Source organism: Streptomyces nogalater (assembly GCF_039532885.1).
GTDB classification, from domain to species: Bacteria; Actinomycetota; Actinomycetes; order Streptomycetales; family Streptomycetaceae; genus Streptomyces; species Streptomyces nogalater.
The window spans coordinates 78,243-99,066 of the sequence record NZ_BAAASM010000009.1 but is presented as its reverse complement, the minus strand read 5'-3'; the positions used below and the strand labels follow the sequence as shown (position 1 = coordinate 99,066).

Here is a 20,824-nt window from a genome sequence, read left to right as displayed (position 1 = left end):
TGCCGGGCGGGCCGACATCGGCCCGCCCGGCATCACGCGCTCGTGACTAGGCGCCCAGCAGACGCTGCGCCAGGTACCCCTCGATCTGGTCGAGCGAGACCCGCTCCTGCTTCATCGAGTCACGCTCGCGCACGGTGACGGCGTTGTCCTCAAGGGTGTCGAAGTCGACGGTCACGCAGTACGGCGTGCCGATCTCGTCCTGACGGCGGTAGCGGCGGCCGATGGCGCCGGCGTCGTCGAACTCGATGTTCCAGTTCTGCCGCAGCGCCTGGGCGAGACCCTTGGCCTTCGGGGACAGCTCCGGGTTGCGGGACAGCGGGAGCACCGCGACCTTCACCGGGGCGAGGCGGTGGTCCAGGCGCAGGACGGTCCGCTTCTCCATCTTGCCCTTGGCGTTCGGCGCCTCGTCCTCCACGTAGGCGTCGAGGAGGAAGGCCAGCATGGTGCGGCCGACACCCGCCGCCGGCTCGATGACGTACGGCGTCCAGCGCTCGCCGGCCTCCTGGTCGAAGTAGGAGAGGTCCTGGCCGGAGGCCTTGGCGTGCGCGGAGAGGTCGTAGTCGGTGCGGTTGGCGACACCCTCCAGCTCGCCCCACTCGCTGCCGCCGAACCGGAAGCGGTACTCGATGTCGGCGGTGCGCTTGGAGTAGTGGGAGAGCTTCTCCTTCGGGTGCTCGTACCAGCGCATGTTCTCCTCACGGAGACCCAGGCCGGTGTACCAGTTCCAGCGCTGCTCCATCCAGTATTCCTGCCACTGCTCGTCCTCGCCCGGCTTGACGAAGAACTCCATCTCCATCTGCTCGAACTCGCGGGTGCGGAAGATGAAGTTGCCGGGCGTGATCTCGTTGCGGAACGACTTGCCCATCTGGGCGATGCCGAACGGCGGCTTGCGGCGCGAAGTGGTCTGCACCTGGGCGAAGTTGGTGAAGATGCCCTGGGCGGTCTCGGGGCGCAGGTAGGCGACGGAGCCGGAGTCCTGGGTGGGGCCGAGGTGGGTGGACAGCAGGCCGGAGAACTGCTTGGGCTCGGTGAACTGGCCCTTGTTGCCGCAGTTCGGGCAGTTGACGTCCGCGAGGCCGTTCGCCGGGGCGTGGCCCTTCTTCTCCTCGTACGCCTCCTCCAGGTGGTCGGCGCGGAACCGCTTGTGACACGAGGTGCACTCGGTCAGCGGGTCCGTGAAGGTGGCGACGTGGCCGGAGGCGACCCAGACCTCGGAAGCCAGGATGACGGACGAGTCGATACCGACGACGTCCTCGCGCGACGTCACCATGTAGCGCCACCACTGGCGCTTGATGTTCTCCTTGAGCTCGACACCCAGCGGTCCGTAGTCCCAGGCGGCCTTCTGGCCGCCGTAGATCTCACTGCAGGGGAATACGAAGCCACGGCGCTTGCTCAGGCTGACGATGGTGTCGATCTTGTCGGCGGCCACGGTGCTCTCTTCATTACGACGACGGGCGTTGAAGCGAGATGCTTCCAGCGAATGATTCAGGTTACCGGCGCAGGCTCCCCCACGACCAAATCGGCCCCTGTCCAGACCGTATGACGAGCGTTGTTGACAACGGTTTCCACATTTGTTGAAAATGACTGTCATGAACGTACGACGACGCCTCATATCCACCGCCGCGCTGGCCGCGGCCACCGCGCTCGGGACCGCCACTCTCGCCGGCTGCTCCGGCGACGCGGCGGGCACGGGCGACACCGGCAAGTTCGACGTCGTCGCGTCGTTCTACCCGATGACCTTCCTCGCCGAGCGGATCGGCGGGGACCACGTCCACGTCACCACCCTCACCTCCCCCGGCCAGGAACCGCACGACCTGGAGCTCAGCACCCGGCAGACCGCCTCCCTGGAGGAGTCCGACGCGGTCCTGTACCTGAAGAACCTCCAGCCCGCCGTCGACAAGGCCGTGGACCAGTCCCCGGTGGACACGAAGATCGACGCGGCCTCCCTGACCACGCTGGAGAAGCACGGCAACGAGGTCGGCGGCCACGCGGCCGGACACGACGACCACGACCACGGCCACGGCGAGGAGGCGGGCGAGGACCCGCACATCTGGCTCGACCCGGTGCGCTACGCCCAGGTCGCCGAGGGCGTCGGCAAGGCCTTCGAGAAGGCCGACCCCGACCACGCGGCCGACTACAAGAAGAACACCGCCGCCCTGGTGAAGCAGCTGAACGCGCTGAACACCGAGTTCGAGAACGGCCTCGCGCACACGAAGAGCAAGGTCTTCATCACCACCCACGCCGCCTTCGGCTACCTCGCCGAGCGCTACGGCCTCACCGAGGAGGCCATCAGCGGCCTCGACCCCGACTCCGAGCCGAGCGCCGCCCGGGTGAAGGACCTGGAGAAGATGGCCAAGGCCGACGGCGTCTCCACGGTCTTCTACGAGACCCTCGTCAGCGACAAGACCGCCAAGACCCTCGCGAGCGACACGGGCCTGAAGACCGACGTCCTCGACCCGATCGAGGGCATCACGAAGCATTCCCGCGGCCAGGACTACTTCGCGGTCCAGCGGGCCAACCTGAAGGCGCTCCAGCAGGCGCTGGGCGCCAAGTGAGCGGCACGGGAGACACCATGACCACCGGGGAACCCGTCATAGCCCTGCGCCAGGTGAGCGCCGAACTCGGTGCCCGCCCCGTGCTGCGGGGCATCGATCTGACCGTGGGCCGCGGCGAGGTCGTCGCGCTGCTCGGCGCCAACGGCTCCGGCAAGTCCACGGCCATCCGCGCGATCATCGGCCAGGTGCCGGTCAGCGGCGGCACCGTCGAGCTGTTCGGCACCCCGCGCCGCTCCTTTCGCGACTGGGCGCGCGTGGGCTACGTCCCGCAGCGCACCACGGCCGCGGGCGGCGTCCCGGCGACGGTCACCGAGATCGTCTCCTCCGGCCGTCTCGCCCGCACCCGCTTCGGGCTCTTCCACAAGGCCGACCGGGAGGCCGTCCGGCGCGCCCTGGAACTGGTCGGCATGGCCGACCGCGCCAAGGACTCGGTGACCGCCCTGTCCGGCGGCCAGCACCAGCGGGTGCTGATCGCCCGCGCGCTGGTCTCCGAGCCGGAGCTGCTGATCATGGACGAGCCGATGGCCGGCGTCGACCTGGCCAGCCAGGAGGTCCTGGCCCAGACCCTGCGGCAGCAGGTCGAGGCCGGTACGACGGTCCTCCTCGTGCTGCACGAGCTGGGCCCGCTGGAGCCGTTGATCGACCGGGCGGTCGTCCTGCGCGACGGCTGCGTCCTGCACGACGGCCCGCCGCCGCGCGCGGTCGGCCAGCACGCCCTGCCCGGCCACGACCACGTACACCCGCACGCACCGGCGGGCGCCGAACCGATCCGCACGGGACTGCTGAGCTGATGGAATTCCTGAACTACGCCTTCATGCAGCGGGCGCTGCTGGCCGCCGTGCTGGTCGGCATCACCGCGCCCGCGGTCGGCATCTACCTGGTCCAGCGCCGCCAGGCCCTGATGGGCGACGGCATCGGGCACGTGGCCATGACCGGCGTCGGCCTCGGCTTCCTGCTCTCCACCTCCCCGGTGTGGATGGCCACGGCCGTCTCCGTGCTCGGCGCCGTCCTGATGGAGCTGATCCGCTGGTACGGCCGCACCCGCGGCGACATCGCCCTGGCCATGCTCTTCTACGGCGGCATGGCCGGCGGCGTCATGCTGATCAACCTGGCGCCGGGCGGCTCCAACGCCAACCTGACCTCGTACCTGTTCGGCTCCCTGTCCACGGTCTCCCCGTCCGACGTGACCGCGATCTGCGTGCTCGCCGCCTTCGTGCTGCTGGTCACCCTGGGCCTGCGCCGTCAGCTGTTCGCGGTCAGCCAGGACGAGGAGTTCGCGCGGGTCACCGGGCTGCCGGTGCGTGCCCTGAACCTGCTGACGGCCGTCACCGCGGCCGTCACCGTGACCGTCGCCATGCGGGTGGTCGGGCTGCTGCTGGTGTCCGCGCTGATGGTCGTGCCCGTGGCGGCGGCCCAGCAGCTCACCCGCAGCTTCACCGTCACCTTCGTGATCGCCGTGGCCATCGGCGTGGCCGTGACCGTCAGCGGCACGATCACGTCGTACTACCAGGACGTCCCGCCCGGCGCCACGATCGTCCTGCTGACCATCGCCGCCTTCCTCGCGCTGACCGCGCTCGCCACCCCGCTGGCCCGGCGGCGCGCCCGCGCGGCAGCCGCGGCACGGCCCGCCCCGGACCCCGCGGAGTGCACGATTCCGGCCGCGCGCGGCACCGCGGACGAGATCGGCGTCTGACCGCCGATCGTCCGGGCTGGCACAATGGCCCGGGCAGAAGCGAGCCATCGAAGGAGGCAACGGTGACGACCGCTGGACCGCCCGTGAAGGGGCGCGCGACCCGCCAGCGTGCAGCCGTGGCGGCGGCCCTGGACGAGGTCGACGAGTTCCGCAGCGCCCAGGAGCTGCACGACATGCTCAAGCACAAGGGCGACTCCGTCGGGCTGACCACGGTCTACCGCACCCTCCAGTCCCTCGCCGAGGCCGGCGAGGTCGACGTCCTGCGCACCTCCGACGGCGAGTCCGTCTACCGCCGCTGCTCCAGCGGCGAACACCACCACCACCTGGTCTGCCGCGCCTGCGGCAAGGCCGTGGAGGTGGAGGGGCCGGCCGTCGAGAAGTGGGCGGAGGCCATCGCGGCGGAACACGGCTACGTCAACGTGGCCCACACGGTGGAGATCTTCGGCACGTGCGCGGAGTGTGCCGCGGGCTAGCCGCCGTAAGAGAGCGGGGGCGTTGCCGGCTACGGGCGCGTTGCGGCCGGTCGCGCAGTTCCCCGCGCCCCTCGGCGGGGCGCGGGTGAGGGTGGCGGCTAGGAATCGCCCTTCATGGCTGCCTCCATGGCCAGCAGTTCCTCGTTCGGGACGGCGCCGCCGAAGCGGCGGTCCCGGGAGGCGAACTCCATGCAGGCCCGCCACAGGTCGCGGCGGTCGAAGTCGGGCCACAGCACGTCCTGGAAGACCATCTCGGCGTACGCGCTCTGCCACAGCAGGTAGTTGGAGGTCCGCTGCTCGCCGCTCGGCCGCAGGAACAGGTCGACGTCCGGCATGTCCGGGTAGTACAGGTACTTCTGGACGGTCTTCTCGGTCACCTTCGACGGATCGAGCCGGCCCGCCCGCACCTCCTCGGCGATCGCCTGCGCCGCGTCGGCGATCTCGGCACGGCCGCCGTAGTTCATGCAGAAGTACAGGGTGAGCAGGTCGTTGCCCTTGGTCTGCTCCTGGGCGACCTGAAGCTCCTTCGCCACCGACTTCCACAGCTTGGGCATGCGGCCCACCCAGCGCACCCGGATGCCGAGCGCGTCGAGCTCGTCACGGGTCTTGCGGATGAAGTCGCGGTTGAAGTTCATCAGGAAGCGGACCTCGTCGGGCGAGCGCTTCCAGTTCTCGGTGGAGAAGGCGTACAGGGAGATGTTGCGCACGCCGATCTCGATCGAGCCCTGGAGCACGTCCAGCACCCGCTCGGCGCCGACCTTGTGCCCCTCCGTGCGCGGCAGCCCGCGCTCCTTGGCCCACCGTCCGTTGCCGTCCATGACGATCGCGACGTGGTTCGGCACCAGCTCGCCCGGGAGCTTGGGCGCGCGCGCACCGGACGGATGCGGCTCCGGCGCCTTGTACTCGCGCCGCTGGCGCCCCAGGATCCCGCGTACGACCATGTGCTTCTCGTCTCCTCGACCGTAGCCGTGCTTACTTCTCTACGTAGCGCAGGGAGCGCAACCCGCGCTCCAGGTGCCAGTGCAGGTAGGCGGACACCAGCCCGCTGCCCTCGCGGACATACCTCGGCTCGCACGCGTCCGCCGTCTCCCAGTCTCCCGTAAGCAGCGCCCCCAGCAGGACCAGGGTCCGCGGGGACGGCACGACACTGCCGGGCACCCGGCAGTCGGCGCACACCGAGCCGCCGGAGGCCACGGAGAAGAAGCGGTTCGGTCCCGGCATCCCGCACTTCGCGCAGTCGCCGAAGCTGGGCGCGTAGCCGTTGACGGCCAGGGACCGCAGCAGGAAGGCGTCGAGGACGAGATGCGGCGCGTGCTCGCCCCGGGCGAGCGTCCGCAGCGCCCCGACGAGCAGCAGGTACTGCTGAACCGCCGGCTCGCCCTCGTGGTCGGTGAACCGCTCGGCGGTCTCCAGCATGGCCGTCCCGGCGGTGTACCGGGCGTAGTCGGTGACGATCCCGCCGCCGTACGCAGCGATGGTCTCGCTCTGCGTGCACAGCGGCAGGCCACGCCCGACCAGCTCACTCCCACGGGCGAAGAACTGCACGTCCACGTGGGAGAACGGCTCCAGCCGGGCCCCGAACTTCGACTTCGTCCGCCGCACCCCGCGGGCCACGGCACGCACCCGTCCGTGCCCGCGCGTGAGCAGGGTGATGATCCGGTCCGCCTCGCCCAGCTTCTGGGTGCGCAGCACGATGCCGTCGTCGCGGAACAGACTCATGGCCCCATTCTCGCCCATGCGCGGGAGCGGCTAGAGCACCTCCCCGCGGCTGCGGGCGTTGGCGTAGGCGGTGGCCGCGCTGAGCCGCTCGGCCGGGGTGGCGCTGCGCAGCGCCCCCGGCTCGGCGTCCCACTCGCGCCCGCCGCCGTAAGGTCTCACCTGCACATACGGCCCCTCGTGCCCCATGACGATGCCGACCTTCCCGGTGCGGGTGTCCATCACATGACTGCCGACGACGGGTTTCACCGGGCCTCCCCCGCCAGTGCCGCCGCCAGCAGGCGCGCGGTCCGGACCGAACACCGCCCGAGGTCCACCAGCGGGCAGGGCACCTCCCGCACGAGACTCACCGGATCGAGCCCCAGCGACGGGAGCACGACCCCGGCCTTTTCGAGAGCCGACCGCAATTCCCTCAACGCCTCCTCCGCCTCTTCGATGCCGCTCACTCTGCTCCCCTTCCGTTTGCGAGTTTACGCTTTGTACATCAAGCGTGACGCTCCGCTTTTCCACCCGGAAGGGGGCTCCGGTCCGGGTCGGCCGTGGCCGGAGGTCCGCGACAGGCGGTGCGGGAGTTCTCGGGCGCGGAACGCGAACGCGCCGGAAGGGGGCCGGATTCACCCGGGTGGAGCTGGGGTGCGCGGGTTCGTTCGCGTGCGCTGTCTTGACCACCCCCACGGCCCCTCCTATCGTCGCGCTACCGAGCGGACGTAGGACGTAGGACGTCGTCTCTCACTCCTCCCACCACCTCCCCCTCCACCCCCCTCCCCCTCACCGGCTCACCGACCTGCTGGAGGACCCGTGCGCGACGACGTGTTTCCCGACGTACCGGCACCGCGCCGCCGGTCGTTACTGCTGGGTGCCGGGGCGGTGGGCGCGGGGGCGGTGCTGGCGGGGTGTTCCGCCGGGCCGGAGTCGACCAACGACACCGGTGGCGGGGGCGGCGGCAAGGACCGGACGCTGACCGCCGTCATCGGCTACGGCAACGACGGCAGCTGGGACCCGACGCAGACCGCCTCCGCGTTCGCGATGGCCGCCAACAATCACATCTACGAGGGACTTCTCGACACCGACCCGATCACCCGGGCGCCGTACCCCGCCCTCGCCACCGCGCTCCCCGCCGATCCGAACGCCACCACCTGGCGGTTCACGCTCCGCGACGGCGCCACGTTCCACGACGGCAAGCCCGTCACCGCCGACGACGTCGTGTTCGTCTTCGAACGGATCCTCGACGCCAAGACCCAGACCCTCGCCAAGGGGTTCTTCGCCCCCTGGCTGGACTCCGTCCGCAAGACCGGCGCCCGGACCGTCGAGCTGAGGCTCGCCTTCCCGTTCCCGGACGGGCTCTCCCGGCTCACCCTCGCCAAGATCATGCCCGCGCACGTCTACTCCCGGCCCGGCGCCTGGGACGACGCGGTCAAGGGGCTGGCCGTGGGCTCGGGGCCGTACCGGCAGACCGCGCACCACCCGAAGTCGAACACCACCTTCGAGGCGTTCGCCGCGTACAACGGCCCGCGCAGGCCCGTCTTCCGGAAGATGAACTGGCTGACCATCGTGGACGCCTCCTCCCGGGTCGCGCGGATCTCCGGCACCGACGCCGGCGCGCAGATCGCCGACAACATCCCCTACGCCAACATCCCCCGCCTGGAGCGGGGCGGGCTGAAGGTGGCCGGCGGGGCCGGGATGAACAACCTGTTCCTGATGTTCAACACCCGGCACAAGCCCTTCGACGACGTGCGGGTGCGCCAGGCCCTGCACTACGCCATCGACAGCGAGAAGATGGTGCGGGTCGCCCTGAAGGGGCACGGCAGGCCCGCGTCCTCCTTCCTCGACGAGGGCAACCCGGCCCACCGGCGGGCCGGGACCGTCTACGACTACGACCCCGGCAAGGCGAAGGCGCTGCTGGCGGCCGCCGGGGTGACGGACCTGAAGGTCGAGATCATGGCCGTCAACGTCAGCTGGATCGTGGACTGCCTGCCGACCGTCAAGTCCTGCTGGGACGCGGTGGGCGTGCGCACCACGCTCGCGCCGCAGGAGACCACGGCCGTGTTCACCAAGCTGGACCAGCGGCGGGACTACCAGGTGGTGGCCGCCGCCTCCAACCCCAACCAGTTCGGGCTCGACGCCGACCTGATCATGCGCTACAACCACGGCCCCGAGAACCTGTGGATGCGGTACACGCGGTGGGCGGACCACCCGGTCGCCCGGCGGCTCTTCACGGACATGGACCGGGCGACCCGGGAACCGGACCCCGCGAGGAAGAAGGCGATGATCCAGGACTACCTCGACGTCGTCGCCGAACAGGCCGTGCTGTACCCGGTCGTCCACAACGAACTGATGACCGCGTGGGACCCGCGCGAGCTGGACGGGATAAGGCCCCAGCCCTACCCCGGCATCAACCTCCTCCAGGCCCGCTGGATCTGACGGCATGACCACCGTCGTACGCATCCTGCTGCGCCGCATCGCCCTGCTGGTGCCGCTGCTGCTGGGCATCGTGCTGTTCGTGTTCCTGGTGATGCGGTTCTCCGACGCCGACCCGGCCTCCGCGTTCTTCCAGGGCGCCAACCCCACCCCCGAGCAGCTGCACGACTTCCGGGAGCGCAACGGGCTGCTCGACCCGCTGCCCGTGCGCTACGTCCACTTCGTCGGCGACGTCCTCCACGGCGACCTCGGCACCAGCGCCCTCACCCGTGCCCCGGTGCTCGACCAGGTCACCACCGCCCTGCCGCTCACCCTCCAGCTCACCTTCCTCGGGCTCGCCCTGGCCGTCGTCCTGGCGCTGGCCGGCGGGGTGACGGCGGCGGTGTACCGGGACCGGCTGCCGGACCAGATCATCCGGGTGGTCTCGCTGGTCGGGGTCGCCGCGCCGGGCTTCTGGCTGGCGCTGCTGATGATCCAGTACCTCGCCGTGGACCGGGGCTGGTTCCCCACCGGCGGCTACATCAACCCGGGCGACTCGGTCACCGGCTGGCTGCGCACCATGGCACTGCCCGCCGTCGCCCTGTCCCTGCCGGTCGCCGCCCAGCTCACCCGGATCGTGCGGACCTCGATGGTGGAGGAGCTGGACAAGGACTACGTCCGCACGGCGATCGGCGGCGGGCTGCCGCCGCGCGTGGTCGTCGGCCGCAATGTGCTGCGCAACGCGCTGGTCAACCCGCTCACCGTGCTCGGACTGCGGGTCGGCTATCTGCTCGGCGGTGCCGTCGTCATCGAGACGATCTTCTCGCTGCCCGGCATGGGCAAGCTGATGATCGACGCGGTGCAGAACGGCGACCCGGCGGTGGTGCAGGGCGTCGTCCTGACCACCGCGACCGGCTTCGTCGTCGTCAACCTCGTCATCGACATCCTGTATCTGCTGGTCAACCCACGACTGAGGGCGGGCTGATGGTCACGCGCGCGAGGCTCACCGAGCGGCTGCTGCGGCCCGGCGTCCGGCTGCGCGGCCGGCGCCGGCTGCCGCTGCCGTCCAAGGCCGCGGTCTGCTTCCTGGCCCTGGTCGTCCTGGTCGCCCTCCTGGCGCCGGTCCTGGCGCCGGACGATCCGCTCGACATGCGGGACCCGGTCGGCGGGACGGGGGCACCGTCTGCGGCGCACTGGATGGGGCAGGACAGCCTGGGCCGGGACATCCTGAGCCGGCTGATGCACGGCGCCCGCTGGTCGCTGGCCATCGGACTGGGCGCCACCGCGCTGGCGCTGGTGGCCGGGGCCGTGCTCGGGGCCGTCGCCGCGACCTCCCGCAAGGCCGTGGACGAGACGCTGATGCGCTGCCTGGACGTGGTGATGGCGTTCCCCGGCATCGCGCTGGCCGCCGTGCTGGTGGCCGTGTTCGGCGGCGGGATCACGGTGCTGATCTGCGCCCTCGCGTTCCTGTTCACCCCGCCGGTGGCGCGGGTGGTCCGGGCGAACGTGCTGGACCAGTACGGCGAGGACTACGTCACCGCCGAGCGGGTCATCGGCGCCCGCACCCCGCACATCGTGCTGCGCCACGTGGCCGTCAACTGCGCCGCCCCCGTGCTGGTGTTCTGCACGGTCCAGGTCGCCGAGGCCATCGTCTTCGAGGCGTCCCTGTCCTTCATCGGCGCGGGGGTCAGGCCCCCGGACCCGTCCTGGGGCAGTGTCATCGCCGACGGCAAGAACATGGTGCTGACCGGCGGCTGGTGGGCGACCGTCTTCCCGGGGCTGCTGATCCTGGTCACCGTGCTGTCGCTGAACATCCTCTCCGAGGGCCTGTCGGACGCGTGGGCCGCGCCCGCCCCCAGGGAGGTGCGCTCGCCCGGGGACCGGCTCCGGACGCCCGAGCCCGGCACCGGCGGGGTGCTGCCGCTGCCCGGTCTGGCCGAGGCCGCCCGGCGGCTGCGCTCCCGGGCCCGGCCGCTGCCCGACCGGAGCGGACAGCCGGTGCTCGCGGTGGAGAACCTCACCATCGGCTTCCCGGACCGCCACCGGGGGGTGGACATCGTGGCCGGGGTCGGCTTCGAGGTGTACCCCGGCGAGGTGCTGGGCCTGGTGGGCGAGTCCGGCTGCGGCAAGTCGCTGACCGCGCTCACCGTAATGGGACTCCAGCCCAAGGGGGCCCGGATCGGCGGGCAGGTGCGGTTCCGGCAGCGGGAGCTGCTGACCGAGCCGGCCCGGGCCCGGCGCCGGCTCCTCGGCCACGAGATGGCCATGGTCTACCAGGACGCCCTGTCCTCGCTGAACCCGGCCATGACGATCCGCGCCCAGCTCGGGCAGCTCGTCCGGCGCGGCGGCCGCCGCAGCCCCGCGGAGCTGCTGTCGCTGGTCGGGCTGGAACCGGAGCGCACCCTGCGCAGCTATCCGCACGAGCTGTCCGGCGGGCAGCGCCAGCGGGTGCTCATCGCGATGGCGCTGTCCCGCGAGCCGGGGCTGATCGTCGCCGACGAGCCGACCACCGCCCTGGACGTCACCGTGCAGGCCCAGGTCGTGGAGCTGCTGCTGCGGCTGCGCGAGGAGCTGGGCTTCGCGCTGGTCCTGGTCTCGCACGACCTGGCACTGGTCGCGGACGTCACCGACCGGGTGGCGGTGATGTACGGCGGGCAGATCGTGGAGTCGGGGGTGACCGCCGACCTGGTGGCGGCGCCGGCCCACCACTACACGCGCGGCCTGCTGGGCAGTGTGCTGTCGCTGGAGTCGGCCGAGGAACGGATGACGCAGATCAAGGGCGTCGTGCCGTCCCCGGCCGACTTCCCGGCGGGCTGCCGCTTCGCCGACCGCTGCCCGCTGGCCACCGAGGTGTGCCACACCACCGCCCCGGTCCCGGCCGGCACCGCAACGCACACGGCCGCCTGCCACCACCCGGCGGTGGAGCTGACGAACACGGAGAGCGAGGAGGCCCTGCAATGACCGCCGTGGTGGAGGTACGGGACGCGCACGTGGTGCACCGGGCGCGCGGCGGCGGGCTCTTCCGGCGGGACCGGGTGTACGCCCTGACCGGCGCCGACCTGTCCGTGGCGGCCGGGGAGACGGTGGGCGTGGTCGGCGAGTCGGGGTGCGGGAAGTCGACCCTGGCGAAGGTGCTGGTGGGCATCCAGCGGCCGGTCGCGGGGACGGTGGCGTTCGGCGGCCGGGACCTGTGGGCGATGCCGGCCGCCGAACGCCGGGCGACCGTGGGGGCGGGCACCGGGCTGGTCTTCCAGGACCCGTCGACCGCGCTGAACCGCCGGCTGACCGTCCGCCGCATCCTGCGCGACCCGCTGGACGTGCACCGGCGCGGCAGCCGGGCGCAGCGCGAGGAGCGGGTACGGGAGCTGATGGCGCTGGTGGGGCTGCCCGGGGCGCTCGCCGACGCCCTGCCCGGGCAGCTGTCGGGCGGGCAGCGGCAGCGGGTGGCCATCGCCCGCGCGCTGGCCCTGGACCCGGCGCTGGTGGTCGCCGACGAGCCGACCAGCGCCCTGGACGTCTCGGTCCGCGCGCAGATCCTGAACCTGCTGCTGGACCTGAGGGAACGCCTCGGCCTGGCGTTGGTGTTCGTCTCGCACGACATCCAGACGGTACGGCGGATGAGCGACCGGGTGATCACGATGTACCTGGGCCGGATCGTGGAGGAGACCCCGGCCGGCCGGGTCACCGACGCGGCCCGGCACCCGTACACCCGGGCCCTGTTCTCGGCCACGCCGGGCCTGCTGGACCCGATCGACCCGATCCCGCTGACCGGGCCGGTGCCCTCGGCGACCCGCCCGCCGAGCGGCTGCCCGTTCCGCACCCGGTGCTGGAAGGCCGACGAGCTGTGCGCCCGGGTGATGCCGGACTTCTCGGCCGCGTCACACCCCGCTCACCGCTACCGGTGTCACCATCCTGTGGAGGAGGACACGTCGACCGAAGACCTAGCGCGCCAGGAGCCCTGAATGACCCTTCCCGCCCCGCTCACCGGTGTCGTCCCGCCCGTCTGCACGCCCCTGACACCGGAACGCGAGGTGGATGTGCCGTCCCTGCTGCGCCTGGTGGATTTCCTGGTGGAGGCGGGGGTGCACGGGCTGTTCCTGCTGGGCTCGACCTCGGAGGCGGCGTTCCTGACGGACGCGCAGCGCCGGCAGGTGGTGGCGGCCGTGACCGCGCACGTGGGCGGGCAGCTGCCGGTCATCGCCGGTGCGATCGACATGACCACCCCGCGCGTCCTGGAGCATGTCGCGGCGGTCACCGGGGCGGGCGCGGGGGCCGTCGTCGTCACCGCCCCGTTCTACGCCCGCACCCATCCCGCGGAGATCGTCCACCACTACCGCCGGATCGCCGCCGCCAGCCCGGTCCCGGTGATCGCCTACGACATCCCCGTGGCCGTGCACACCAAGCTCCCCGCGGATCTGGTGCTGGGGCTCGCCGGGGACGGCGTACTGGCCGGGATCAAGGACTCCAGCGGGGATCTCGCGGCCTTCCGGGAGCTGGTCACGGGCTCCCGCGCCCACCCGGGCTTCGCGGTGCTGACCGGGTCGGAGCAGATCACCGACGCGGCGCTGGCGCTGGGCGCGGACGGCGCGGTGCCGGGTCTGGCCAACGTCGACCCGCACGGGTACGTGCGGCTGTACCGGCAGTGCCGGGCGGCGGACCAGGAGGGCGCGCGGGCCGAACAGGAACGTTTGTGCGCCCTGTTCAGGATGGTCGGCGTAGGCGATCCGGCGCGGATGGGCGGCGGTTCGGCGGCGCTGGGCGCGTTCAAGGCGGCCCTGCACCTGCGCGGCGTCATCGACTGCCCGGTGACCGCCGAGCCGCAGGTCCCGCTGTCCGGCGAGGAGGTCGAACGGATCGGCAAGTACCTCGCGGCGGCGGGCCTGCTGGGCGAGGACACACACAAACGCTGACCCGACGCACGGCCCACACCCGACGCACGACCCGCCCCGGCGAACGGCCCACACCCGGCGCACGACCCCTGCCCGGCGCACGGCCCACGCCCAGCGAACGGCCCACACCCAGCGAACGGCCCCTGCCCGGCACCTGTCTTTCGCGGCGCACGCCCGCGCACGGCACGCACCCGCCTGCCGGCGCCCACGCCCGCCCCACGCCCACGCCCGCCCCGCACCCGACGCACGGTCCGACCCGACGCACGACCCACACCCGGCGAACGGCCCACACCCGGCGCACGACCCCTGCCCGGCACCTGCCTTTCGCGGCGCACGCCCGCGCACGGCCCACACCCGCCTGCCGGCGCCCACGCCCGTCCCACGCCCACGCCCGTCCCAGGCCCGCGCCCGCCCCGCACCCGACGCACGGCCCACACCCGGCCAACGGCCCACACCCGCGCCCAAGCCCGCACCGGCACCCCGCGCCCGCGCCCGCGTGCCGCGTTCACCGCGCTTCCCGGCGCGCCTCCCGCACCGCGTGGTGCACCGCCCAGGCGTCCGCCACCGGGCCCATGTGGCCGAGCTTGTCGGGGTTGGCCACGAGGCGGATGGCCTGGATCCGCCCGTCGAGGACGTCGAGCGCCATGGCGTTGAGCACCCGGCCCTCGCCGTCGCGGAGGACCGCGCCGGGCTGCCCGTTGATCTCGTGCGGTGCCCAGGTGACGCCGGCCCCGGCGAGCGGGGGGAAGACGGCGGCGAGCAGCCGGGCCACGTTCTCGGCGCCCCTGATGCTCCGGGCCGACTGCGGTGCCTTGCCGCCGCCGTCGCCGGCCATCGACACATCGGCGGCCAGCAGGTCCCGCAGCGCTACCACATCGCCCTCGCGCAGGGCGTCGAAGAACCGGGCGGCCAGGGCGTCCCGCTCGGTGCGGTCCGCCTCGAAGCGGGGCCGGCCCTCGGTCATATGGCGGCGGGCGCGCACCAGAAGCTGGCGGCAGGCCGCCTCCGAGCGCCCGACCGCCTGGGCAACCTCGGGGAAACCGAAGTCGAACACCTCCCGCAGCACGAAGACCGCGCGCTCCAGCGGGCTGAGCCGTTCGAGGAGCAGCAGGGCGGCCATCGACACCGAGTCGGCCAGCTCCGCCGAGCGCTCCGGGTCCTGGTAGGGGTCGGCGAGCAGCGGCTCGGGGAACCAGGGGCCGACGTAGGCCTCCCGGCGGACCCGGGCCGAGCGCAGTACGTCGATGGACAGCCGGGTCACCGTGGCCGACAGGAACGCCTTGGCCGACCGGGGCCGGATGGGGGAGGCGGAGAAGCGCAGCCAGGTCTCCTGGACGGCGTCCTCGGCCTCGCCGACGCTGCCGAGGATCCGGTAGGCGATGGAGAACAGCAGGGGCCGCAGCTCCTCGAACTCCTCGGTTCCGCTCACGCTCGTGCTCATACCGGACGCCCCCGCCGCCGCCGATCACCGCACCACATCATCCACTCCTCCGCCGGAATCGCTTACCCCCAGGACGAGACGGCGGCCCCTCCTGTGACATTTCAGGGCAGCGGGACCCGGCGGAACTCCAAGGACTCGTACGGGCTGTCGGCGCCGGTCTCGTAGAGGACGCCGATGTGGCGGGGGCCGAGCTGGACGAGGTCGGAGTAGGCGGACCGGCGGTCGGTCAGGGTGAGCAGCGGGGCGAAGGTGCGGCCGGCGTCCGCGCTGGCCCACAGGGCGAGGGCGCGGCGGGCGGTGGGTACCGAGGGCGCGGAGAACAGCAGGGGCGCGCCCGGGGTGTCGGGCTGCAGGACGCTTCCCTGGACCACGGGGACGGCGTCCAGGGTGGGCTGGGCGGCGTAGGGGCGGTCCAGGGTCCGGCCGCCGTCGCCGGAGTGGCTGTCGAGCCGGTTGCCGGGGGCGGTGCCGTTCTGGTCGCGGGCGGCGAGGTAGACGCGGCCGTCGGGGAGCTGGGCGGCGCTGGTCTCGTTGGCGTTGGTCACGCCGTCGTAGACCGCGTCCACGAAGCCCAGGTGCCAGGTGAGGCCCATGTCGTCGCTGTAGAGGGCGTGACCGCCGTAGTACTTGGCCTCCTGGCCGGTGTCGCGGGAGCCGGCGGGCGGGGCCGCGGAGTGGTTGGCGGGGATGAGCAGGCGTCCGGTGTGCGGGCCGTGGGTGAGGGCGAGAGCGTGGCCGGGTCCGGTGGCGTACCAGCGCCAGTCCGGCCGCTTCACCGCGTCGGTGATGTCCCGGGGGGCGGTGAAGTGCCGGCCGTCGTCCGCGCTGCGCTGGACGTAGACCCGGCGGCCCTGCTGGGGGGTGACCTCGCCGCGCATGATCCGCGCCTCGGTGGCGCTGCCGCTGTTGCCGCAGGTCAGCAGGACGATGTCGCCGGTGCGCGGGTCGACGACGGGCGCCGGGTTGCCCCGGGTGTCGCCGTGTCCGGCGGCGACCACGGTCAGCGGGCCCCAGGTGCAGCCGCCGTCGGCGGAGCGGCGCAGCACGACGTCGATGTCCCCGCTGTCCTGGGCGCCGCCGCGGCGGCCCTCGGCGAAGGCGAGGAGGGTGCCGGGCCGGGTCTTGACCACGGCGGGGATGCGGTAGACGGCGTAGCCGCCCTCGCCGGAGACGTACGGCACGGAGGAGTCGCAGGTGCCGGGCGCCGCGTGGGCGGGTTGCCGGACGGTGAGCGCGGTGAGGGCGCCGAGTGCGGTGAGGAGGGCGAGGACGGTCGCGTGGGAGCGGCTGCGCGGGGTCACCCCCTGATGCTGCCCGCGACGGGCGCGCCGCCCTTACTCCGGCGGGGTGATCAGGAGGGGGTGCGGGCGGCGGCCAGCAGCCGGTTCACGTCGTCGGCGCGGATGGTGAGGGCCGCGCCCACGGTGGCGAGGGCGTCGCGTTCGGCGGGGATGTAGGGGCCGTCGGCGAGGGCGATGCGGGCGCCCTGGAGGAGCAGGGCCTCGCGGCCGGCCGGGGCGAGGTGCGGGGCGAGCGGGTCCAGGGCCTCGTGCAGCTCTATCGTCAGCCCGGCCCCGGACGGCTGCTCGAAGTACCGGCCGGTGTCGGCGGCGAGGGCGTCGACCAGGGCGGCGAGCTGCTCCTCGGTGCAGTCGGCGAAGCCGGCCGCGCGGACCGTGGCGGCGGCCGTCTCCAGGGCCGTACGGGAGGAGGTGCCGCCGGCGGCGAGGACCGCGAGGGCGACGGTGTGCACGGCGTCGCGGAGCATCGCGGAGAAGCGGCGGGTGGTGGGGTGGCCCAGGACGTCGGTGCCGAAGTGGTGCCGGCAGGCCGCGCACTCCACCACCGGTCCGGTCTCGCCGCGCGGCAGCAGGGGCACCCCGAGCAGGGTGAGCCTGCGGCGCCCGGTGAGCCGCTGGTAGTTGCGGTCGCCGCCGCAGCCGGGACAGAAGAACTCTCCGTCGCCGACGGGCGTCCACGCGGTGCGGGTGCCCAGGATGCGCAGGGCCCCGGTGGCACGGCCGTCTCGTCCCCGTACTGGCAGCACGTCGCACCTCCGTAACGGCGCGGCAGCATCGCCGCGCTGGCGTGATGTTAGCCACATCCCGGAGGCGTAGTCAGTACCCCGGAGGAGACCTTTCCGTGACCTGGGGGCGCTGTGACCGAAAACCGGTCCCCCGCCCGCCGGTGCGCGGCGGGCGGGGGACCGGCGGGCGGACCCGTCAGCGGGCGGCGCGGTTGACCGCGGAGACGACCGCCTTCAGCGAGGCGCGCGTGGTGTTGGCATCGATGCCGATCCCCCACAGGACCTGGCCGTCGATCGCGCATTCGATGTAGGAGGCGGCCTGCGCGGAGGCGCCCTCGCTCATCGTGTGCTCCTGGTAGTCCAGCAGGCGTACGTCGATGCCCAGGGCGTGCAGGGCGTCGAAGAAGGCCGAGATCGGACCGTTGCCGGAGCCGGTCAGGACGGTGTCCCGGCCGTCGACGGTGGCCTCGACGGTGAGGGTGTCCACGCCGTCGGTGTCCGTCGTGGACTGGCCGGTCTTCACCTGGATGCGGCCCCAGGGGTTGTCCGGGTTGGGCAGGTACTCGTCCTGGAAGACGGCCCAGATGTCCTTCGGCGTGATCTCGCCGCCCTCGGCGTCGGTCTTCGCCTGGATGATCCTGGAGAACTCGATCTGCATCCGGCGCGGCAGGTCCAGCTTGTGGTCGTTCTTCAGGACGTAGGCGATACCGCCCTTGCCGGACTGGGAGTTGACCCGGATGACGGCCTCGTAGGAGCGGCCGACGTCCTTGGGGTCGATGGGCAGGTACGGCACCGCCCACTCGATGTCGTCGACCGTGACGCCCCTGGCCGCGGCGTCGGCCTCCATGGCGTCGAAGCCCTTCTTGATGGCGTCCTGGTGGGAGCCGGAGAAGGACGTGTAGACCAGGTCGCCCACGTACGGGTGGCGCGGGTGGACCTCCATCTGGTTGCAGTACTCCCACGTACGGCGGATCTCGTCGATGTCGGAGAAGTCGATCTGCGGGTCGACGCCCTGGGAGAACAGGTTCATGCCCAGGGTCACCAGGTCGACGTTGCCGGTGCGCTCGCCCTGCCCGAACAGGCAGCCCTCGACGCGGTCGGCGCCGGCCATCAGGGCCAGTTCGGCGGCGGCCACGGCGGTGCCGCGGTCGTTGTGCGGGTGCGCGGACAGGCAGACGTACTCGCGGCGGGAGAGGTTGCGGTGCATCCACTCGAAGCGGTCCGCGTGCGTGGACGGGGTGGAACGCTCCACGGTGGCGGGCAGGTTGAGGATGATCTCGCGGTCCGGGCCGGGCTGCCAGACGTCCATGACCGCCTCGCAGACCTCCAGGGCGAAGTCCAGCTCGGTGTCGGTGAAGATCTCCGGCGAGTACTGGTAGCCGAACTCGGTCTCGGGGCCCAGCAGTTTCCCGGCGTACTCCATCACCAGGCGGGTGCCGTCGACGGCGATCTGCTTGATGTCGTCCCTGGACGCGCGGAAGACGACCCGGCGGAAGACCGGCGCGGTGGCGTTGTACAGGTGGACGGTGGCGCGCCGGGCGCCCTTGAGGGATTCCACCGTGCGCTCGATCAGGTCCTCGCGGGCCTGGGTCAGCACCGAGATCGTCACGTCGTCGGGGATCGCGCCCTCTTCCTCGATGATCGAGCGCACGAAGTCGAAGTCGGTCTGGCCGGAGGCGGGGAAGCCGACCTCGATCTCCTTGTAGCCCATCTTCACCAGCTGGTCGAACATCCGGCGCTTGCGCTCGGGCGACATCGGGTCGATCAGGGACTGGTTGCCGTCGCGCAGGTCGGTGGAGAGCCAGCGGGGCGCGGCGGTGATCCGCTTCCCGGGCCAGGTGCGGTCCGGGATGTCGACCTGCTCGTAGCGGCCGTACTTGTGGATCGGCATGGGGCTGGGCTGCTGGCGGTTGGCCATGATGCGTGGGCTCCTCGGGGTGTCGCGGATATCCGGACGGACGGCCGACGACGCAACGCCAGAGCTCCGCGGGGAGGGAGTCGGCCTCGACTACAGACCCTCGCCGCGGCAGCTAAGAAGAAGCAGCCAGGAACGCATGATGTCGTGCAGCCTAGCCGAGCCGTTCCGGGCGCGCGGGCCTGTCCCAGTATGCGGGACCCCACGGCGAAGCAGGACAAAAGGTGTGCCGCACCACATCGCCGTACCACAACGTCACGGAGTGTGGCCACCGTTGTCCGGGTATTTCACCAATCATGGTGGCAGGTAGTGACAGTGAGGTCACACAATGCGATGGTTCCAGATATGACCACCCACGGGGGCTCCGAGCCCGTCTTCTGCACGATCGTGCCGCCGCACGTCCTCGACAAGCTCGCCCGGCACGACGACCCCGCCCTGTCCGGACCGGCCCGCCGGTCCCTGGAGCACGACGCCTACCAGCGCACCAAGCGCCGCCTGACCACGGTGATCGGCGCCTCCGCCGCCGCCGCGCCCGAGGGCGCCGCCGACGACCGGCCGCACCGCACCATCTACGACGCCGAGCACACCCAGGACCTGCCCGGCACCAAGGTCCGCGAGGAGGGCTCCGAGCCCGGCTCCGACGCCTCCGTCAACCGCGCCTACGCCGGCCTCGGCGCCACCTTCGACCTGTATCTGAAGGTGTACGGCCGGCACTCCATCGACGGCAACGGCCTCCCGCTGGACGCCACCGTGCACTTCGGCGAGGGCTACGACAACGCCTTCTGGAACGGCGAGCAGATGGTCTTCGGCGACGGGGACAACGAGGTCTTCCTCGACTTCACCATCCCGGTCGACGTCATCGGCCACGAGCTGACCCACGGTGTCACCCAGCACACCGCCAACCTGGACTACCACGGCCAGTCCGGCGCGCTCAACGAGTCGCTCTCCGATGTCTTCGGCTCGCTGATCAAGCAGTACACCCTCGGCCAGACCGCCGCCGAGGCCGACTGGCTGATCGGCGCCGGGCTGCTCGCGCCGCGCGTCACCGGCACCGCCCTGCGCTCGATGAAGGCCCCGGGCACGGCGTACGACGACGATGTCCTCGGCAAGGACCCGCAGCCGGCGCGGATGGAGGACTACGTCCGCACCAGCCGCGACAACGGCGGAGTGCACATCAACTCCGGCATCCCCAACCACGCCTTCTACCTGGCCGCCACCGCCCTCGGCGGCCACTCCTGGGAGAAGGCCGGGCAGATCTGGTACGACGTGCTGACCGGCGGCGACCTCAAGGAGGACGCCCAATTCACCGACTTCGCCACGCTGACGGTGAAGGCGACGCGGGAGCGGTACGGCGCCGGGGACGAACTGCGGGCCGTGCAGAAGGCCTGGGAACAGGTGGGGGTGCGCACGCTCTAGTTCCGTACTAGACACGTAGCCATGCGTATTCGAGTACGGCGTACAGGCGGTTTCGCGGGCATCGAGCGGCGGGCCGAGGTGGACACCTCCTCCCGGCCCGACGCCGAGGAGTGGCAGGCGCTGGCCGGACGCGTCCTCGCGTCCGGCCGGGGCACACCGCCGGCGGGCGTCCCGGACGGCTTCGCCTACGAGATCACGGTCGACGGCCGCACGGTGTACACGGCCGATCCCCGACTGACGGACGACCAGAGGGAGTTGGTCACACGGGTACTGAAGGAAGGCGCGTGACGGGGCGTTGACTTC

At 72.1% G+C, this 20,824-nt stretch carries 20 protein-coding genes; 11 read left to right on the top strand and 9 right to left on the bottom strand.

Annotation, left to right across the window (positions count from 1 at the left end):
• Positions 1–46 precede the first annotated feature (46 nt).
• Positions 47–1,429, bottom strand: coding sequence for a glycine--tRNA ligase (locus tag ABD350_RS08345; protein WP_344347162.1), 1,383 nt, complete (start codon positions 1,427–1,429; stop codon positions 47–49).
• A gap of 160 nt (positions 1,430–1,589) precedes the next feature.
• On the opposite strand from ABD350_RS08345, the gene ABD350_RS08340 reads away from it, so the two are divergent.
• From ABD350_RS08340 to ABD350_RS08325, 4 genes are all read left to right on the top strand, one after another.
• A complete protein-coding gene (locus tag ABD350_RS08340; protein ID WP_344347161.1) occupies positions 1,590–2,555 on the top strand; it encodes a metal ABC transporter substrate-binding protein in 966 nt (321 codons plus the stop codon).
• 17 nt (positions 2,556–2,572) lie between these two features.
• The gene (locus tag ABD350_RS08335) at positions 2,573–3,346 is read left to right on the top strand and encodes a metal ABC transporter ATP-binding protein (RefSeq protein WP_344347160.1); all 774 of its coding nucleotides are present in this window, start codon (positions 2,573–2,575) and stop codon (positions 3,344–3,346) included.
• Positions 3,346–4,248: a metal ABC transporter permease gene (locus ABD350_RS08330; protein WP_344347158.1), complete on the top strand. Its 903-nt coding sequence runs from the start codon at positions 3,346–3,348 to the stop codon at positions 4,246–4,248. The genes ABD350_RS08335 and ABD350_RS08330 overlap by 1 nt, the downstream gene beginning before the upstream one ends.
• 62 nt (positions 4,249–4,310) lie before the next feature.
• Positions 4,311–4,721 (top strand): Fur family transcriptional regulator, encoded by a 411-nt coding sequence (locus tag ABD350_RS08325; protein ID WP_344347157.1) that lies wholly within the window; start codon positions 4,311–4,313, stop codon positions 4,719–4,721.
• Between the two features lie 98 nt (positions 4,722–4,819).
• Here ABD350_RS08325 and ABD350_RS08320 read toward each other — a convergent pair whose 3' ends face one another.
• Genes ABD350_RS08320 through ABD350_RS08305 form a run of 4 tightly spaced genes read right to left on the bottom strand, consistent with a single transcriptional unit; the run spans position 4,820 to position 6,883 of the window.
• Complete coding sequence (locus ABD350_RS08320) at positions 4,820–5,662, bottom strand: isoprenyl transferase (RefSeq protein WP_344347156.1); 843 nt, start codon at positions 5,660–5,662, stop codon at positions 4,820–4,822.
• 31 nt (positions 5,663–5,693) lie between these two features.
• Positions 5,694–6,440: a DNA repair protein RecO gene (gene recO / locus ABD350_RS08315; protein WP_344347155.1), complete on the bottom strand. Its 747-nt coding sequence runs from the start codon at positions 6,438–6,440 to the stop codon at positions 5,694–5,696.
• A gap of 30 nt (positions 6,441–6,470) precedes the next feature.
• Complete coding sequence (locus ABD350_RS08310; RefSeq protein WP_344347154.1) at positions 6,471–6,686, bottom strand: hypothetical protein; 216 nt, start codon at positions 6,684–6,686, stop codon at positions 6,471–6,473.
• Complete coding sequence (locus ABD350_RS08305) at positions 6,683–6,883, bottom strand: hypothetical protein (RefSeq protein ID WP_344347153.1); 201 nt, start codon at positions 6,881–6,883, stop codon at positions 6,683–6,685. The genes ABD350_RS08310 and ABD350_RS08305 overlap by 4 nt, the downstream gene beginning before the upstream one ends.
• Before the next feature lie 352 nt (positions 6,884–7,235).
• Between ABD350_RS08305 and ABD350_RS08300 the strand changes: the two genes are divergently transcribed.
• From ABD350_RS08300 to ABD350_RS08280, 5 genes are read left to right on the top strand one after another with little or no spacing between them, the layout of a single operon-like run.
• Positions 7,236–8,858 carry an ABC transporter substrate-binding protein gene (locus tag ABD350_RS08300; RefSeq protein ID WP_344347152.1) on the top strand — a complete coding sequence of 541 codons (1,623 nt, stop codon included), beginning with the start codon at positions 7,236–7,238 and terminating at the stop codon, positions 8,856–8,858.
• 4 nt (positions 8,859–8,862) lie between these two features.
• Positions 8,863–9,819: an ABC transporter permease gene (locus tag ABD350_RS08295; RefSeq protein WP_344347151.1), complete on the top strand. Its 957-nt coding sequence runs from the start codon at positions 8,863–8,865 to the stop codon at positions 9,817–9,819.
• Entirely contained in the window at positions 9,819–11,795 is a 1,977-nt protein-coding gene (locus ABD350_RS08290) for a dipeptide/oligopeptide/nickel ABC transporter permease/ATP-binding protein (RefSeq protein WP_344347150.1), read from the top strand. The genes ABD350_RS08295 and ABD350_RS08290 overlap by 1 nt, the downstream gene beginning before the upstream one ends.
• Complete coding sequence (locus ABD350_RS08285) at positions 11,792–12,796, top strand: oligopeptide/dipeptide ABC transporter ATP-binding protein (RefSeq protein WP_344347149.1); 1,005 nt, start codon at positions 11,792–11,794, stop codon at positions 12,794–12,796. The genes ABD350_RS08290 and ABD350_RS08285 overlap by 4 nt, the downstream gene beginning before the upstream one ends.
• Complete coding sequence (locus ABD350_RS08280) at positions 12,797–13,744, top strand: dihydrodipicolinate synthase family protein (protein ID WP_344347148.1); 948 nt, start codon at positions 12,797–12,799, stop codon at positions 13,742–13,744.
• 484 nt (positions 13,745–14,228) lie between these two features.
• Here the strand turns inward: ABD350_RS08280 and ABD350_RS08275 are convergent, their stop codons facing one another.
• The 4 genes from ABD350_RS08275 to leuA form a co-directional block, all read right to left on the bottom strand.
• Positions 14,229–15,152, bottom strand: a complete 924-nt coding sequence (locus ABD350_RS08275; protein WP_344347147.1) for an RNA polymerase sigma-70 factor — start codon at positions 15,150–15,152, stop codon at positions 14,229–14,231.
• Between the two features lie 113 nt (positions 15,153–15,265).
• On the bottom strand, positions 15,266–16,465 hold the full coding sequence (locus tag ABD350_RS08270) for a sialidase family protein (RefSeq protein ID WP_344347146.1): 1,200 nt from the start codon (positions 16,463–16,465) through the stop codon (positions 15,266–15,268).
• A 50-nt stretch (positions 16,466–16,515) separates the two neighbouring features.
• On the bottom strand, positions 16,516–17,211 hold the full coding sequence (locus tag ABD350_RS08265; protein WP_344347144.1) for a TerB family tellurite resistance protein: 696 nt from the start codon (positions 17,209–17,211) through the stop codon (positions 16,516–16,518).
• Between the two features lie 175 nt (positions 17,212–17,386).
• The gene (leuA, locus tag ABD350_RS08260; protein WP_344347143.1) at positions 17,387–19,108 is read right to left on the bottom strand and encodes a 2-isopropylmalate synthase; all 1,722 of its coding nucleotides are present in this window, start codon (positions 19,106–19,108) and stop codon (positions 17,387–17,389) included.
• 342 nt (positions 19,109–19,450) lie between these two features.
• On the opposite strand from leuA, the gene ABD350_RS08255 reads away from it, so the two are divergent.
• Both ABD350_RS08255 and ABD350_RS08250 read left to right on the top strand, forming a co-directional pair.
• Complete coding sequence (locus tag ABD350_RS08255) at positions 19,451–20,521, top strand: M4 family metallopeptidase (RefSeq protein ID WP_344347142.1); 1,071 nt, start codon at positions 19,451–19,453, stop codon at positions 20,519–20,521.
• Between the two features lie 21 nt (positions 20,522–20,542).
• Entirely contained in the window at positions 20,543–20,809 is a 267-nt protein-coding gene (locus tag ABD350_RS08250; protein ID WP_344347140.1) for a protealysin inhibitor emfourin, read from the top strand.
• Positions 20,810–20,824: the final 15 nt, after the last annotated feature.